Genomic DNA, 580 nt, shown 5'->3' with positions numbered 1-580 from the left:
GGAGCTGCATACTTACCTTTGGATTTCAATTACCCAAGTCAAAGGATTCAGTTTATGTTGGATGACTGTGGGGTTAAGCTTTTATTATCTAACTTTGATCTAGATATGGAATATGAAGGTATAGAAATTCTGAAATTCAATAGTGTTGAGTGCCCACAATATGAAGAAAGTAATATTATTACTGATCGTTCTAGTAGTGATTTAGCTTACATAATGTATACATCTGGAAGTACGGGTAAACCAAAAGGTGTAATGGTAGAGCAAATGAATATCGTTAGGCTTGTAGAAAATATAAGTTATGTACAACTTAGAGAAGGTGACCATTTACTTCAGACAGGATCTATTGCATTTGATGCAGCCACATTTGAGATATGGGGAAGTCTCCTAAATGGTTTAACTTTATTTATGGTACCACAAGAAAAGATATTATCAAGCGATATACTGGAAAAGATAATCTATGACAATAAAATAAATATAATGTGGTTGACAGTATCCCTATTCAATAAAATCATATCTGAGAATGAAAATGTTTTTAATTCTTTAGATACGATATTGGTTGGTGGTGATAAACTAACACCAA

At 32.2% G+C, this 580-nt stretch carries 1 protein-coding gene; it reads left to right on the top strand.

The window, feature by feature from the left end; all coding sequences use genetic code 11:
* Positions 1 to 54: 54 nt before the first annotated feature.
* The coding region (locus QMG30_RS24810) for an AMP-binding protein (protein WP_281819914.1) at positions 55 to 580 on the top strand (526 nt) is incomplete at its 3' end.

This window comes from Vallitalea longa, assembly GCF_027923465.1.
Taxonomy (GTDB): Bacteria; Bacillota; Clostridia; order Lachnospirales; family Vallitaleaceae; genus Vallitalea; species Vallitalea longa.
The sequence above is the reverse complement of the archived record's forward strand: the minus strand, read 5'-3'. Positions and strand labels throughout refer to the sequence as shown.